This is a genomic window from Paenibacillus tritici (genome assembly GCF_018207515.1).
In the GTDB taxonomy this organism is placed as follows: domain Bacteria; phylum Bacillota; class Bacilli; order Paenibacillales; family Paenibacillaceae; genus Paenibacillus_AQ; species Paenibacillus_AQ tritici.
This window is the reverse complement of record NZ_CP073365.1, coordinates 2,766,416-2,782,719: the sequence shown is the minus strand read 5'-3', so window position 1 is coordinate 2,782,719 and position 16,304 is coordinate 2,766,416. Positions and strand designations below refer to the sequence as shown.

Here is a 16,304-nt window from a genome sequence, read left to right as displayed (position 1 = left end):
TTTAATTGCGCGCTTGACATTCAACTGCTTAGGCATATCAGAGTAGTTCATGTACCGTAGATTCTCACCAATTTTTCGTACTCACCTGATTTTTGCATTAATTGTTGATGAGTGCCTGACTCGCAAATTTTCCCTTTAACCATTACATAAATGATATCGGAGTTCATGATAGTCGTTAATCGATGAGCGATAACGATAGTTGTCTTTGCCTTTCGTAATATGTCTAACTTCAATTGGATTTCTTTCTCGATTTCAACATCTAGCGCAGAGGTAGCCTCATCTAAAATTAGAATCTCTGGATCTCTAAGTAAAGATCTAGCTAATGCTAGTCTTTGCCTTTGGCCCCCTGACAGTGTAATTCCCCGTTCACCGATTATTGTTTCATATCCATCCGGGAGCTGTGAGACAAATGTATCTACGAGTACACTTTCGCAAACCAATCTAAACCATTCTTCCGATACCTCCTTACCCATCAACAAATTATTTCTAACTGTATCAGGAAAAAGATACGGCTCTTGAAATACAACTCCTAATTTTCTTAGCCAAGCGTCCGAGTCCATTGAGCTTAAATTTCTGTGATTGATCAAAATGTCCCCACCGGTTGGTTCGTTAAACCTAATTAAGAGGTTTGCAATTGTCGATTTCCCACCACCACTTGAACCAACAATCGCAACTTTTTTGTTAGCAGGGATATAAAGGTTTAATCGATCGAGCACCTTGGAAGAATCACAGGAGTATTGAAAATCAACGTCTTTGAATACAATTTCCTTTATTGGACTATCGATACTACCTTGGACAATATCCGTTTTGTTGAATCTCTCAAAGGCATCATATACCCTCTCAACCGACGCCCAGTTGGAGCTCAAACCCAAATACGTTTTAAATAATACGTCCATGGAACTGAGGAAAGTAGAGGTAAGCTGAAAAATAACAACGAATTCACCAATGGTAATCTTGTCATTAAACATTAAATATCCGCTGTAACTAACAACAATGATTAACGTTCCCCACAATAATGGGTCCGTAATAAACATTGCATGATTAGATATATGACCCCGTTTAATTACTGATTTAAGGTATTTACTAAATATATTATGATATAGATGCGTTTCCCATGATTCACGATTATAGGCAATGACTTCCCGAGTAGAGGAGATGCTCTCGTCGAGGAAAACCATTAATTTTGACTTCTCTTTCTCCACTTCCTTAGATATATTTTTGCCCTTCTTGCCGAAATTGTATCCTAAACAAACATATATCACACTTAAAGACAATAAAAGAAGGAGCACGTAGATATTGGCTGTAAAAATAATACCTATTGACAAAGCTACTACAAAGAAGCGTTGGAACCCTCGAATTAGCTCGACAGACACACTAGCAGCTCTAGGGATGTCGTCCGTATAAATATGTGAAAGCATCATAGTCCTTTCTTTTTGGAGTTCTCCCATTGGCTGCCTAAACATTTGCTTTATTAGATCTCTTAGTAACATAGTTTGAATTAACACACTACTCTTGTTCGAAACTGCTGGTGTGATAAACATCATTGAGCAAAAAATGATTATATTAATGATTATAATTATCAAAAATGTAAGAAATTCTTGGAAATCATCCGATATAAACACGTTATCGATGAGATGCTTTTGTATCCATGTCAAAAATGTCAGTGTTGAAGTTTCAAGCACTACCAGCAACAAGGACAGTAATATTAATCCTCTAACTTTAATCAAGTAGGAAATAAACCATCGTAAACTATCCATAGGACACCTCAATAGAGTTATGAATCCTGTAGTATATGCCTTTCTTACTTAGTAGCTCCATATGCGAGCCACTTTCGACAATCGATCCCTGATCTAAGACAAGGATTCGATCAAAATTAACTATCGTGGAAAGCCGGTGCGCTACCATTACGGTCGTTCGTCCAGCGCAAAGAATATCAAGAGCCTTAATAACCTCGAATTCACTCATATTATCAAGTGCGGATGTTGCCTCGTCTAAAATCACAATTTTAGGATTTTTGAGGAACATTCTTGCAAGTGAAATTCTTTGCTTTTGGCCACCTGACAATTTTATCCCACGCTCACCAACGAAAGTATCATACCCTTCAGGAAGATCCATAATAAAATCGTGCGCATAGGCCAATTTGGCAGCTTGAATAACCTCCTCCTCAGTAGCTTCCGGTTTTCCAAATAATATGTTTTCCCGTACGGTCCTACCAAAAAGGTATGTTTCTTGAAATACAAACCCCATAGCATCACGCAATGAAACTAAATCATAATTTTGCAACGGAACTCCATCAAGAAGTACAGCCCCCTCGTAAGGTGAATAAAATCCACCTATAATTTTGGTGATCGTGGATTTCCCATTTCCGCTTGTTCCAATGATTGCAACCTTCTCGCCACTCTTCACTTCAAAATTCAACCCAGTGAACACAGGAGTGTGAGTATCAGTATAGCGAAAAGCGATGTCCTTAAAAATTATGTTCCCATCGATCGGTTGATTATGCTTAGTAGTTGATGTCAAAAGTTGATATTTTGGTTTTGTATGAATAAACCTATAAAGTCGCTCTACTTGATGCATAAGCATCTTCTGTTCTGTAATGAAGGACAAGACTCCAGTAATTCTTTTCATAGTTTCAACATAGTAAATCAAGAAGGCTGAAATCCCACCAATTGTGAGCTCATTCCTTTGAATAAGGAAATATCCATATAATACAAGTACTATGAAACCAAGATAAAAAGAAAAATTCCTAACAGCGAATCTAGCAAAATCGTAGAACACAAATTTAATCAAAGAATTACCCATCTTTTCTTGGTACTGCATTAACCTCTGGAGTCCCCAGTCTTCAGCTGAATTGCTTTTAAACTCCGGCAAACACGAGATACTTTCGTTGATCTTTTGGTTTAAGTTCACTCTGTCATCTGCAAGTTGTTTCCCATAAATTGCAGACTTTTTTACAAAGAACGGCCCAATAATATAGTAAATCAGCAAACAGGGCAGGGTCGAGAGAGTTAGATTTATATTTATTTGAAACATAATAATTCCAGCGATTATCGCGTACACAGCCCACTCCAACATTTTGGGCAAAAAATCCCTATATAATTTTTGCATTGAAGCAACCTCAGAATTTAAGAGAGACAACGTCTCACCTACCGGATGATTTTCAAAGTAGGAGAATCCCAAATTCCTCGTATGTTGAAAGACCTTCAGTTGTAAATCACGTGTCGCTTCCTCTTGCACTTTGATTTTCAAGTTATTCTGAAAGCCGTTAAAAAAAGTTGCTATTATGAGCAATGAAACAAGGATACCTACAAAAATAAAAAAAAGTTCATATTGACGTGTTGGCATAAGATCATCAATAACATATTGTACGAATTTTGGTATAATCAATTGAATAGATGAAGCTATTACAATCAATAATACAACTAGAATAAATCTCCATTTATAAGATGATAAATAAGATAGCGCCCATTTGTATATCTTAAACGTACTACGGTTACTCGACATAGAATGCTCCCGCCTCAATAAAAGTTATAAGTTTCCAAAGTCCATTCTCAACTGCTCAGAATGTTCGTATGAGCCGCACTTGTTCGCTTTAACTTCCCATTGATAGTCTTCTCCAATTTCTCGACTACATAAATCTTTCGTGGGACCGAATGTGTCGGAAGCCGTCCCTTGCAGTGACCTACAAGGATTTTTTCCACTTCTTCTTCTTCCGCTTCCTTCTCTTCAAGAACTATAAAAGCGATAACCATCTCACCGAAAACTTCGTTAGATACCCCTTTGACCAGGCTTTCTTTTACAAGATAATGAGAGTTGAGGATATCCTCAACTTCCTCAGGAAACACCTTCATTCCCATAGAAATAACCATATTTTTAATTCTCCCAACAACATGTAATTCTCCATTATTATCCAAAAAACCAAGGTCCCCAGTATGTAGAAATTCATCTTTAATGACAAGGTTAGTTGCATCCACGTCATTATAGTATCCCCTCATAATATTTGGCCCTTTTACAATTATTTCTCCGACTCCATCTGCCACATTGGTTATTTGAACCTCAATTCCCTCAACAGGATGCCCTGACGACACGTTATATTCCGAGTTAGCAGGCCTCACAACACTAACTCGTGGTCCTGCCTCGGTTAACCCATAGGCTCGAAGCAATTTAACATTCTTCAAATTTCTCGAAAGGGATGATACTATAGATTGAGGTGTAGGGCCGCCTGCAAAACAGATGTGCTGTAGCGATTCCAACTTAAATAGGGACCGCTCTGCAGTGGTTGCAAGCATTCTCAAGTATGTTGCCATTAAGGCTGTAGAAGTTATTCGGAATTCTTGAACGACATCTTTAAAACTATTCACATTAAACATATTCCCACTCGGAAATAGTATAATTGTCCCCCCCACGGAGAGCGTTGCCAACATTTGAGACGTATGAGCAAATACATAACACAAAGGAAGAACTACGAGAGTTCTTTCTTCTTTCGTGTACCCCACTGATTCTGCATGAGAATTCGCGCTAAAAAGAAGACTGGAATGTGAGTGCATTACGATTTTGGGATTCAGAATACTTCCGGACGTTCTTAGAAGGAGGGCAACATCCTTCGGGCAATTCGTCGTATCAAACTCAAGTGACACTCTACAAAGAGTAATGCCAAACTTTCTACGAACAACAGACAGCCTAAGGGAATGTTCCTCATTATAGTCGTCACAAAATAACACATAGGAGATCTGGCATGTATCAATTATACGGTCCATATCGAATTTGGCTTCTGATCCCGACATCGGAATGCATACAGCATCAATGGATTGGATCGCAAAATAGGCAACTATAAATTGTAGACTATTTCCGCCTACCACAGCTACGTGCATTCGTTCCTTCACATTAAGGTTGTACAATTCAGTTTTGAGGTCGTTTACTAAAGATTTAAGTTCGGCATATGTATAAACACAGCGGCCATTTACTTCTATAACTGCAGCTTTATTTGAAGGAGTATTATTACATTCTACCAGATCTCGTAAATGCGAGAATTTCATGATACCATATCCCTTTGAGAGTATTTTTATACCACGCTTATTCAAAATCAACAATATAATTGGCGTTCAGATGTTGCAACGTTCTGGCACGATAGTTGCGTGAGGGATATGGCCCCTGCTACTCTTTGGAATAAAAAATCATATACTAAGTTCTTCCAAGCATCTCCGCAAGCAAGCCCCCTTTTAATCTCAATATAACGAAACAGTGGTGACGAACTTTGTATCAAGATCATTCTACTCGCTGCAAAACAAAAATTTCACCAAAATACACATTGGATAAAGTTACTCGTGGATTTTTTTATTCCTCAATTACATTGTAGGTGGCGTTTTGAATCGTCTTTTGGATACAAGTCCAATTATTGGAGAACAACATACATAATATGGAAACATTTGAAAATAGCTAAACGATACTATTGAACACTATATTATTCAACTTCTCTTGCATGCATTTAATACTAGCCTGGTCACCGACGTAATAGCTCAACTCGTTTTCATCGATACCCATATAGAGATATGTTCCTTGCATAATCGCTACACTTGTACTTCTTGAAGTAAGGCTAAATATGCGAAATAACGCTTTAATAACCGCCATTGAGTTCTTGGTATTTTCGTACGCAGTAGATCGTAATTTATCGCTGTCTTTATATAGTATGTTTACTTTTCTTTATACAGGTTTTGACCATCTCCACTAGACCTCCAAAGGTTTCAATTGCTTCAGGAGCGAACATATCATCAAATATTGTAATACCAAACTCTATCTCAATAATCGCGAAAAGATTAATAATTTGCATAGAATCCATTCCAAGATCTTCAATCGGCCTCGAGGTACGGACAATAACATCTGGAGATGTTGTCGGAATTGCATTCTGCGCCACAATAAGCTTTAACTTTTGTTCAATTTCAATCATCGAATCTCTCATATTCTTCCTCCTAATTTCGTCATGATACTAATAATTATCACAATAAAGTTTAACAATCAATTAAATATGTAAAAGTAGATATTATCTTTAAAACTCGTAGTGCCAATTAAAAAATTATTATGTTTTACACCCACCAATTAAAGAAATAGCGCACGAAGTTTTTGCAAAGACTCTTTATTCCATAAGTGAAATATTTTAGAGATAACGAATCGATCTACTACCCACCGTGATAGTACACCTAAGAAAAATGAGCATAATCTTTCCTGACAGTAGGAGCATAATCACATTGCGTTCAAACATCCAAGTTTCCTGGGATTACCGAACGCAAGAATCAGCGGTTCTAAAGGCAATGAAAAACCTATTCGCCACCATCAGTCCTAGTATTACGTGCTCCACTATTATTGATTGCGGTTCTCAGTATGCTTCAACAGAAACCCTACACATACGAAAGAAATGTGCCCTAGCAAAGCTAAAAGGAATTTGCTATGATAACGCCTGAACAGAGACGTTACATAGCAAATAAAGAAGAACTCTTCTAAATTTTAAGCAAAAAAGGAATATGATAATTTGTGAACTTGGGTGCAAATTGTACTAGCAGCAACGGAGCTCTATTTTTATAGATGGCCATTGTTATTTTAAACTAAAAAATAATTCGTTTTTTTCGTTTGCGATTTATTGAAAAATGATGTAGTATTTTTTCTTGAAAAGTTAAAAGTTGTATTGAATGAGACTTTATTCATGGTATTTCAACAACAATATTCAACTTTTTTACATATTACATATATAGAGAGGTGATGAGCAGTGGAAGTTAAAATTCAGGAGTCTCATGTGGTGAATATTCACGAAATAATTAGAGCATTATACTTCGTTTCTGAGGACATACAACACGTTGAACATGCCGGCGACAAATTGACAATTGATCTGAAACGAGATGCGAATTATGAACATATTCAAAAAAACATCCAATTTATTTTGAAAACATTTGTCCAGCAAGGCGACATTGTTATTAATCAATTCACAAATTCGATTCCCTACTCACAGGAACATAAGCCTGCAGCACATCGATACGTTTCTGGTAGGGTTATCTTCAATTCGGATGCTGTGAAACTATTTAATTTTTTTGATTCTGCTTTTAAAGATATAGCCTTAGAATTAAATGCCCAAGAAAGAATCTACCCTACATTGTTGCCTATTTCTGTACTAAAAAAAACTAATTATTTGAAAACCTCACCTCAATACTCTATGTTTGTTTGCTACTCAAAAGAAGATTTCGACGTACTTAATCAACTAAATGAGAGCGTTAACAAAGGAGATGTGCTGGAAAGTTGTAATGAACCTCAATTTTCGCTTTCCCCCGCAGCCTGCTTTCATACCTACGAGGAGTACGAAAATAAAACACTTCCTCGTAATCAGGTACTAACCTTCACACAAAACGTATTCCGAAATGAGGGTAGGAAAAGTTGGGAAGAGACTGGTAGACTCAGGGATTACAAGGTCAGAGAGATTGTATTTATTGGTGATTCTCAGTTTGTGTTTGAATGCAAGTCATTTTTAACTCAAAAGACAATAGAGTTTGTTAAAAAGATAGGGCTTAGAGGTTACTTGTGCACTTCTCATGACTCTTTTATTATCCCTAATATGCAAAAATATAAAAAATTCCAATGGATGGAAAACACCAAGCAAGAAATAAAGCTTGAATCCGGGATTGAAAAACAGATTGCTGTTGCTTCATTTAACTTCCATTCACAAGGTTTTACTCATCCATTCAATATTAAAATCAACAACATAGACGATCCAGTGAGTGGATGCGTTGGTTTTGGATTAGAGAGATGGGTTATTTCATTTTTACACCAATTTGGGCATAACCCAGATTTATGGCCTGCTTTTGTATCCCAGTCTATCATTAGACAATAAAATTATTTAAAAAATCCATTTTCCAGGAGGGGTTTATCATTCAAATTTCCGAACAAATTACTCAAAAAATTATTGCTATTGTACGTTCCACTATTAATTTCGACGAAGAAATACATCCTTCAGTCAATTTGATTGAGTATGGTGCAGATTCCATGAAACAAATGGAAATTCTAGTGAAGATCGAGATGGAATTCAATTTTGAATTTGCAGACGAAGATTTACTTATGACAAACTTTGAAAACATCAATAAAATTGTTTTTTTACTTGAACAGAAATATTCATGTTCGATTAGGGGTGAACTAAGAGATTGAATACTAAGTTAAACGTATTTGATTGGAGGGACTGTAAGCTCCTTTACGGGCCTTTTGACTGTTTCTTAAACTCAACAGTCTTATATCTTAAACAGATACTAAATATTGATATTAGCGATCTATCAGTTTATAATTTTAATATAGCCTATTCTCAGAAATCACTTACTTTTAGTGGTACTATACCTATCGAAAAATTAATGGAATATTTAGTAAACAAATTAGATATTAATGTGGAAGAGATCTATAATTTTGAAGATGTTCCTCCTAATCGTTACTTTCTTATCGCCCTCGACACATTTGATTTACCCTATATGAAAGATTCTTATCAAATTCGACATCAAATCCATTATGTCTTGGCCTTCAATATGGATGAAACAATTACGTTATGGGATCCCTATTATATGGTACAATTATCCTTATCTCTGGAGAATTGCAAAAATTCATGGTTGCAATTTCATAACAATATATATATTTTCGATCAACCTTTAACTAAAAAAAATCCCATAAGCCTTCCTTATATTCTTTCCTTGCAAGATTATGAATCACAATATAATAATGTCTACTCATTTATTAAAGAACAATTCAACATTTACTTTGATTTACAATCTTCTTCTGAGATGAAAAAAGATCTGGAGAAAAAATTGTTTGGTATGATAAGAAATATTTCGATCTCTAGGATGACTTATTTTACTTATCAAACACGCCCTGATAGCTATGAACACATCATTAATTATTGGAGATCAATTGAAAAATTTTTCTTCAAAATCCCCCTTCTACCAAACGGAGACACGAAATTTTTCAATTCTGTACAAGATGTGTTTGAAATGGAACTTGTTCATCTAAAAACTCTACAATACTAAGCATTTAAAACTACATTGGTTCTGAAAAGATTTTTCAAGTGCATAAATAAATCACCATTTTCTGTGCTCTCCAAGAAGCTCCCACCATTTGGTGGGAGCTTCTTGGAGAGCACAGATTTCCCCGCCCCCAGTAATCCCTTCCCCAGTGTCTACTTCTCAAATTCTCAAGCTTCAGCAGAATGGACAATGCATCTCAATCTAGGCGGTATCCCCCATTTTGCAGTTCTGCCCTGCCTTTTCCAATGCGCCAGGTTATAACCTCAATATCCTAAGTCCTATACCAAGAACGGCATTGGCGGCTAAGAGCTTCTAAGAATCTAGTGTTGATGAGATAGCGACGGAATCTGTCGTCCGAGGTTCCCGATTTGATGGCTTTACCGAATCCCTTCGAGTAAATACGAGTTTGATTCGAAGGCGACTCTTCACCCACCAATTGGTGAATAGATCCTTCCAAATCGGGAGTTCACCGGAACCATGTTGAAATTCTTTTTTACATGGCATTGTAAAGGATCCCATCATACAAGAAGTAATTCGAAGTATCAGGGAAATTCGAATGGATTTATTTATCACTCAGAGTGGCACAGTTAATTTGAATGCTATGATGATTCAAATCCTAAACTTCCTAGTTATAGCTTATAAATGCTGTTTTCGTTTCATCTGGCATCTTATTCCCCCCATATTCTTTAAACATCTTCGTTGTCATCCTAAAAAAAGCAACGCCAAGAATGTTAATTTGGCACTGCCTTTCAAGCGTTTTTGCATTTGTTGTGAAATTGAACCTTGCTACGACAGTCTTTTTTCACATTTACTTTGCAATTGTTGTGGCGTTATTTGCATTATCTTTGAAAGTTAACACTGCAGAATATGCATATTTATACGCTTCTCATCAATTCTACCACCCAGTCTCAATAACCTGAAAATTTTTCTCATAAAATCTGACGTCATACTTAAGATTTTGATATTGCAATACTCCGCAAAGGTAGCTGGCGGCATGTTCCGAAGGCTCGTATGCATTCTACGGTTGTTGTAAAAGTCCATGTACCGGTCCACCGCTTCATAGGCTTCTTCGAACGTGTTGAAGGCCTCTTTGCGGAATAAATCCCGATCGATATTGCTGTGGAACGATTCAATAAAAGCATTTAAATCCGGCGTTTTCGGCGGAATGCGTTCATAGGTCATCTCCCAGCTTTCACACATGTCGCCAAACAGGCGGCTGACGAACTGGGGGCCGTTGTCCGTGCGGATCACCGCGTGCACTACCAGGGGTGCAGTGCTGCTCCATGGTGAGTGCCAGCGTCTGTCAGGCGTGCTTGACCTCACACGACGATCCGCGGTAGTAGCCCACGATGACACGGGTAAACACATCGATAATGCTCAGGACGAAGAAATGCCGGTCTGTCCCACCACGTACCCGTACTTAATGTCCATCTGACAGAGCTGGCCTGCTCCGGTAATGACCTGGTTCTCCGGCAGCTTCCGGGGATGCTTAAAGCTCTTGTGACGCTGCGGCTGCAGGATATCTAGCGCCTGACACAGCCGTTAGCTTTTCTTGTGAATGAGCCTCAGCCCATACTGGTCCCACAAGCACTTGGCTAGCAGTTTGTACCCGTACACGTGCTCTTCTCCAGCGACCAGTTCCAGGAGCATTTACTGGATCGGCTCGTCGCTAATCTTCTCTCCCGACTCGGTCAGGGAGTAGCCAGGGGTCTTCCGCACCCCTGAGGGACGTCCTGTGCCTCCTGCTCTTGCGTTTCTTACGGTCGTAGTACGTCGACTCGGCTACCCCCACGAGACGGAGGACCAAGAATAGTAAACAGACTGTTTACAAAATCCATCTATTTATCTATCCTTTTTGAGATATCTTCTTCTGTATCTTGTAAAATAGCTTCGTCCTCATAAAATTCAGCTATATCTTCGATAACTCTCCCAACAAAAGGATATTCAAAATATAAACGTTCTGCCAGATCATGGTACTTTGCAGCCAGTTCACGTTCTTGTTTTCCGCCTTCATCACGCCATTCAAATCCTCGGGAACCTATAATCCCCATAAGAAAACCCGTTCGGATTCCAGGTGATGAGAATTCTTCCATCGCTTCACATACTTCTTTACACGGCCACATACCTTCTTTAGCTGGAGCTCTTGAAAGCAACTTTCCGAGATACTCATCTCCAATTTCAGTACGACCGTGGACACTGCATAGTTCTCGGACTTCGGTAAGCCATGACTTCAATGCATTAACGTTAATTTCACCTTCTTCGTTAGTACCCGGTATCCGCTTAAATCGCTCAAGCAATCGATACACAGCTGATTGAAGCATGGCCTGTTGCTCAGCATTTTCTATAGTCCACTCTTCGGGGTCATCACCTTCATCTTTCCTTTTAAAACAGAGTGCCAAAGCCTGAACATATAATATCGGGGATGTGGCAATAACACGTTCAAGATTTGGGAATTCATGCTCTTCATTACAAAGCGCTTCAATAAACATAAACTCTAAACGCGCCATTTCATTGACGGTAACTTCTGATCGCGTATTTAGAGAACTTAATGCTTTAGAAATATGATAGCTTCTCAATGTAAATTGACCTGGTGGTTCTGCTTTTAAAGTAACAATTTCATATAAAAGACGTTTAAACAGAGAAGTATCGACAGAATTAAAATTCATTTGAACAGTATGAAAAGCTGCACGGGGACGTTGTGCATTCAAAAGACATTCAATTATCTCGTTACAATCTTCTGACTCATATAGTCCCCAGGAGGGGAATACATTTTTCCAATAGACAGCATGAAGTGCTTCATTTCCATCTAATAGCCTCCAAGTTGACCAGTTGAATGGAGAGTTGAGGAGCAACCTCTCATGATCATTTGTACACAGTTCTGCTGATGTTAGTTGTAATAATTCAATACGTTGATCCTCTTTAATTGCTAGCAAGAATCCTCTAAGACACAACTCAGCCTTTATTTGATTATCTTCTTTTATTGAAAGTAATTGTTGAATGAATTTACTTTGTGCCTGCCCTTCTGGAACGAATGATGTAACGTATTGTCCAATAACATTAGCTGCATTGGTATCTTCTAATAACAGCTTGACTCCTTCAAAACCATAATTAGACCAAATATCTTTCATCGCCTCGTGACGCAGTCTGTCAATTTTCTGTTCATGTTCAGAAAAGTTATAGTCCTGGTCTTCGATTTCATCACTTGATTCTTGTATCCATTGCTCAGCAAACAACCAGGCATGGCGAATCATGGGATTCTCCGGTTGAAGGGAATCATATGATTGACGAGCACGATCACGGATTGTCACATCAAGTTTCCGCTTACGACTTTGTCGAGTAAAAGCATATTGTCGTATACATTCTCGCAAAACTGCTTTAGCAGAATCATTAGCGTGTTTTGACCATCTATCGATTTGATCCCAAACTTTGTTTTGATCTTCTATTGGAATTCCTTGAAGATTTTTAATCAAATCTCCAAGAGTCTCAGTATTATGAGAAGACCAATCTATCAGTATATCCAAAGCTCTTCGATTAAAAGTGTAGCTTTCTCTTCGCGAAACTGCATATCCAGCACCAGACGCATCTCCACGCCAGCTAGGTTTATAATTATAACCACCTATCCGGGAACCAGACCTAATTTGTTCGATGCAAACGTCCCATCCGATATCTGGAAAACGTTTGATAACTATATCAAGCACCTTTAACCTTTGATCCAATGATGCGGCTGTCTGCGGCATCCAAGACCTAAAGATTGCACGGAGGCTATTTATGGGTTTATTTGCCCAATTATCTTCAATTTTAACTTTAGATAGCTGGGCTAGTATTGCTACAACGCGCCATAAATTATTTGGCCTCCATGCAAGGGACTCTATTCCCCAGAGAAGTCCAGTGCGTGATGGACTGACTCCAAACATACTACTGTCAACTGGTTTAAGAAGGCCAAGTACAATGGAGTCGTTATTAATTAAATTTGTCTCCATAATATTCAAAAATTCTTCTGGCGCTGCCTCTGCATAGTGTGGAAGATCGTCATTGCATGAGAGCAACTTCTCCAATGTCAAAGGTGTTAAAAGCTTTCGAATCAATGTGCTGACTTGATGCTCTACATTTAGGCCAAGCCGACTTTGGAATAGGTTATTTCCATGAACAGAAAAAATGACTAACGTTTCGCAAATGCCCTTGCGCAGTACATTTGAATGTACTCTCGTTTTGTTATAAATAGAAGCAGCCCAACGCTGTTCTTCTGGTAGCTCTAAAGCCGGATCTATTTCCAATAGAACAGATTCAGCTGCAACAAAGAAACGATCAAGATCAGCTGTTGTCATAACATATGCTATTGCAAATATTGCATCAAGCTTCGAAGTAACTCCTCGATATTTCCCCACTGACCATACTGGACTATCCTCTTGCTTAAGCAACCGAGCCATCTCTTCTTCTATATTTTCGTAGCTATAGTTCGCTATACTAGATAATATCGATTGATCTGCCGTAGATTTAAACTGCCAGGCTCCGATTAATACCATTGGTACAAGTGATTTTGCCCAATTATCGTTTCTTGCCCAGTCTGGTCTACTGACTGCAGCATTCTGAGAAAGTCGCCGACGTAAAATGGTTGGTGAACGCCCAGATTCCCTAGCAAGTTTATCAATATCACTATCCACAATACCCATTGAGATAAGAGCTTCTTTGAAGTGCTCATGGTTAAGAAGATCAAGTTTAATATCGGGTATAACATCGACGACATTACGCGGTCTGTAAACTATGCAATGTAGCCGGTGATAAACGTCGATAAGTTCACGCTCTGTAGCATCAGAATAAACGATGGGGATAAATGTTGCAGTCGAAGCAATGAGGGTTTTAAGTGCATCAGGTGAAGTAAAAACTGTCGGTAAATCTTTATAATTGCTTAGCTCTACATCATTAAACAAGCATGCCAAGAATGCTAGTGCCTCTAAATGAGAATCAGCAGTGATAACAAATGGCTTATTACTTTCGTTTTTAATCCAATTTATAAATAAACTTTTATATAAAGTAATTGAAGGAGCAAATAGTGTAGGCGTAAGATGTGGATGGCTAACATTTGACCAACGGTTCCATGCTTGATTCAGTGTTTCGCATCCATTAGTCGTTAAGCTAAGTTGTTCTGCAATCCATATTTGCGCTGGCACAGATTGTTCTAACCATTGCTCAAGAATATCCGCATCAAATGCTCTGACATTTTTCCATTCCCCAGTCTCATTCTTTTCTACCTCCCATTCATTCTTAGCAGGCCAATTTCTTGGTGTCACAAAAATATAAGTACTCTCCTTTCTTATATGAGAGTCAATTGAAGATAATCGTGCATTGTAATCTTTTTCTGCTTTTAATCCTGGATTTTTATTGGTTCCAAATTCCCAATATGAATCTCCTTTAGGTATCCAAGCAGTTGCAATATTAGATTGTATGAAACCATCCGAACCTTTACGTTGCGAATTATCGTACCCAGGGAAATCGACTTTTGTGAGTCCTTTACCAGTAGAGTGAACTAATTTCCTTAGAAGAACTGGTAGCAAACTTCGTGCTTCTATATATTGTTCAGCCCAGTTTTCTATTTGCCTTGCTTTAATAGTTAGGAAGCTTGGGACAACAGGCGAGATCAAGTTAACATCATTGGTACATGTGTCATTTCGCTTATCATAAAGGGCCTGTATTTCAAGTAAATAATCGCTGCTTACGCCCAAAGATTTTTCTAAGCGAAGTGCCAAATCTATAGATAGTGGGGATTTACCATTAAGAAACTCCGATAACGATGATTCATCAATGCCTACTCTTTGAGCTGCTTCTATCTCAGATATTCCTAAGTAAACAATAGACTTCCGGACGTATTGACCAGGGTGACTATTCATAAACACCTTCCTATCCCCAAGAAAGTTTTAAAATAAGTTTCATCAAATACATTTCATAATACAATTAATCAATTTTTCAAAAAACTCACTTCCTAAATAGCATATGCATGGTGTATCGCAAAGCATTTGCCGGCTAAGAAAATTAGTATAAAATAGAACCATTGGACCCACATAATATAAATGAACTAATTAAATTGTAATTCATTAAAGGAGGAATATCATGTCATTATTTCATAAAGACTTTGATGCTATTTCTGAAGTCGATTTACAGTTATTAATAGATTCAGGCATAATAGAAGGACAACATCTAGAATATAAAAGAGAAATTACTCGCTTAGTTCAACTTCAGGAAGAAGTCGCAGCGTTTGCTAACTCGCAAGGCGGGGATTTAGTTATTGGTATTGAAGAAAAGGACGGTCGCCCTGTAGAATTGATTGGTGTTGAACTCGATAGTCCCGATAAAGAAATTTTAAGATTAAGTAATTCTTTATGTGGTGGATTAGACCCTGAATACAACATGATTCGTATTCGCACTATTCAACTCCAGAATGATCGGTATATCATTTTTATACGTACCCCTCGGAGTTGGAATGCTCCGCACATGATCAAGGAAAACTATAAATTTATGCTTCGCACTAATGGAAATAAAATACCTGTTGGCACTTCAGAACTACGAAGACTACTTACCGGCCGTCATGATTATGTTGATAAATATGAAAAATTTCGTGTTGAGCGTGTTATTAAAACCACCGAACACTTTCAACTTCCGGTGCCATTTATTATTATGCACTCTGTTCCCCTATCGGCGTTTGAAGTAAATCGTTCATATCCAATCCATAGCTTAAAACGAGAATTGAATCATGCAATTTTGGGAGACGATTATAAATCATCTACTCCTACAATTAATGCTCATGGTACAATTTATAAAAAGCTTGAAAGATACGGTCCCTTAATCCAAGGAGGACATACTCAATTATTTTTGAATGGAATCATTGAACAAGTTAGCAATTACCCGTTTACTCACTCTACTTTTGAAGATTTAAACATTGGACTTCTCAACTTTTTTCACACCGCTGTTTTTAAAGAACGCCTCAATGAAGCGTTAGAGCATAATTGGATTACTTACAAAAAAATAAGAATGCATGAGCCTTTTTTTATATTCTTTAGTCTTATAGGGATTAAGGGAATTAAGGGGTTTAATCGGCATCCTAACATGTACGGTAAGGAGCCAATTGTATTAGATGATGATCTTCTTTATGGACCAGAAATCTTAATAGAAGGATTGAATGATACCAACAAAGAAAATGCCGTTAACTCATTAGTTAACTTCATCTGGAATGCTTTTGGATTTGAGAGAGAGCCTGACCAACTTTAACATCGT

11 protein-coding genes are annotated in these 16,304 nt (G+C 37.8%); 5 read left to right on the top strand and 6 right to left on the bottom strand.

What is annotated here, in order from left to right; genetic code table 11:
* Positions 1–47: 47 nt before the first annotated feature.
* From KDC22_RS11665 to KDC22_RS11650, 4 genes are all read right to left on the bottom strand, one after another.
* The gene (locus KDC22_RS11665; RefSeq protein WP_211723126.1) at positions 48–1,727 is read right to left on the bottom strand and encodes an ABC transporter ATP-binding protein; all 1,680 of its coding nucleotides are present in this window, start codon (positions 1,725–1,727) and stop codon (positions 48–50) included.
* Positions 1,728–1,749: 22 nt separating this feature from the next.
* Positions 1,750–3,504 (bottom strand): ABC transporter ATP-binding protein, encoded by a 1,755-nt coding sequence (locus tag KDC22_RS11660; protein ID WP_211723125.1) that lies wholly within the window; start codon positions 3,502–3,504, stop codon positions 1,750–1,752.
* 47 nt (positions 3,505–3,551) lie between these two features.
* Positions 3,552–5,081 carry a class I adenylate-forming enzyme family protein gene (locus tag KDC22_RS11655; RefSeq protein WP_211723124.1) on the bottom strand — a complete coding sequence of 510 codons (1,530 nt, stop codon included), beginning with the start codon at positions 5,079–5,081 and terminating at the stop codon, positions 3,552–3,554.
* A 596-nt stretch (positions 5,082–5,677) separates the two neighbouring features.
* Positions 5,678–5,956: a phosphopantetheine-binding protein gene (locus KDC22_RS11650; RefSeq protein ID WP_211723123.1), complete on the bottom strand. Its 279-nt coding sequence runs from the start codon at positions 5,954–5,956 to the stop codon at positions 5,678–5,680.
* Between the two features lie 801 nt (positions 5,957–6,757).
* Here KDC22_RS11650 and KDC22_RS11645 point away from each other — a divergent pair.
* The 4 genes from KDC22_RS11645 to KDC22_RS11630 all read left to right on the top strand — a co-directional run bounded on the left by KDC22_RS11645 (position 6,758) and on the right by KDC22_RS11630 (position 9,522).
* The gene (locus KDC22_RS11645; protein ID WP_211723122.1) at positions 6,758–7,870 is read left to right on the top strand and encodes a hypothetical protein; all 1,113 of its coding nucleotides are present in this window, start codon (positions 6,758–6,760) and stop codon (positions 7,868–7,870) included.
* Positions 7,867–8,181 carry an acyl carrier protein gene (locus KDC22_RS34020; protein ID WP_211724004.1) on the top strand — a complete coding sequence of 105 codons (315 nt, stop codon included), beginning with the start codon at positions 7,867–7,869 and terminating at the stop codon, positions 8,179–8,181. Before KDC22_RS11645 ends, KDC22_RS34020 begins: the two co-directional genes overlap by 4 nt.
* Complete coding sequence (locus KDC22_RS11635) at positions 8,178–9,041, top strand: hypothetical protein (RefSeq protein WP_211723121.1); 864 nt, start codon at positions 8,178–8,180, stop codon at positions 9,039–9,041. The genes KDC22_RS34020 and KDC22_RS11635 overlap by 4 nt, the downstream gene beginning before the upstream one ends.
* A 331-nt stretch (positions 9,042–9,372) precedes the next feature.
* On the top strand, positions 9,373–9,522 hold the full coding sequence (locus KDC22_RS11630) for a spore germination protein (RefSeq protein ID WP_211724003.1): 150 nt from the start codon (positions 9,373–9,375) through the stop codon (positions 9,520–9,522).
* 368 nt (positions 9,523–9,890) lie between these two features.
* Here the strand turns inward: KDC22_RS11630 and KDC22_RS11625 are convergent, their stop codons facing one another.
* The gene (locus tag KDC22_RS11625) at positions 9,891–10,298 is read right to left on the bottom strand and encodes an integrase core domain-containing protein (protein WP_211723120.1); all 408 of its coding nucleotides are present in this window, start codon (positions 10,296–10,298) and stop codon (positions 9,891–9,893) included.
* A gap of 578 nt (positions 10,299–10,876) precedes the next feature.
* The gene (locus KDC22_RS11620; protein WP_211723119.1) at positions 10,877–14,923 is read right to left on the bottom strand and encodes a helix-turn-helix transcriptional regulator; all 4,047 of its coding nucleotides are present in this window, start codon (positions 14,921–14,923) and stop codon (positions 10,877–10,879) included.
* A 220-nt stretch (positions 14,924–15,143) separates the two neighbouring features.
* Here KDC22_RS11620 and KDC22_RS11615 point away from each other — a divergent pair, with 220 nt between their 5' ends.
* Positions 15,144–16,298: an AlbA family DNA-binding domain-containing protein gene (locus KDC22_RS11615; RefSeq protein ID WP_211723118.1), complete on the top strand. Its 1,155-nt coding sequence runs from the start codon at positions 15,144–15,146 to the stop codon at positions 16,296–16,298.
* Positions 16,299–16,304 lie beyond the last annotated feature (6 nt).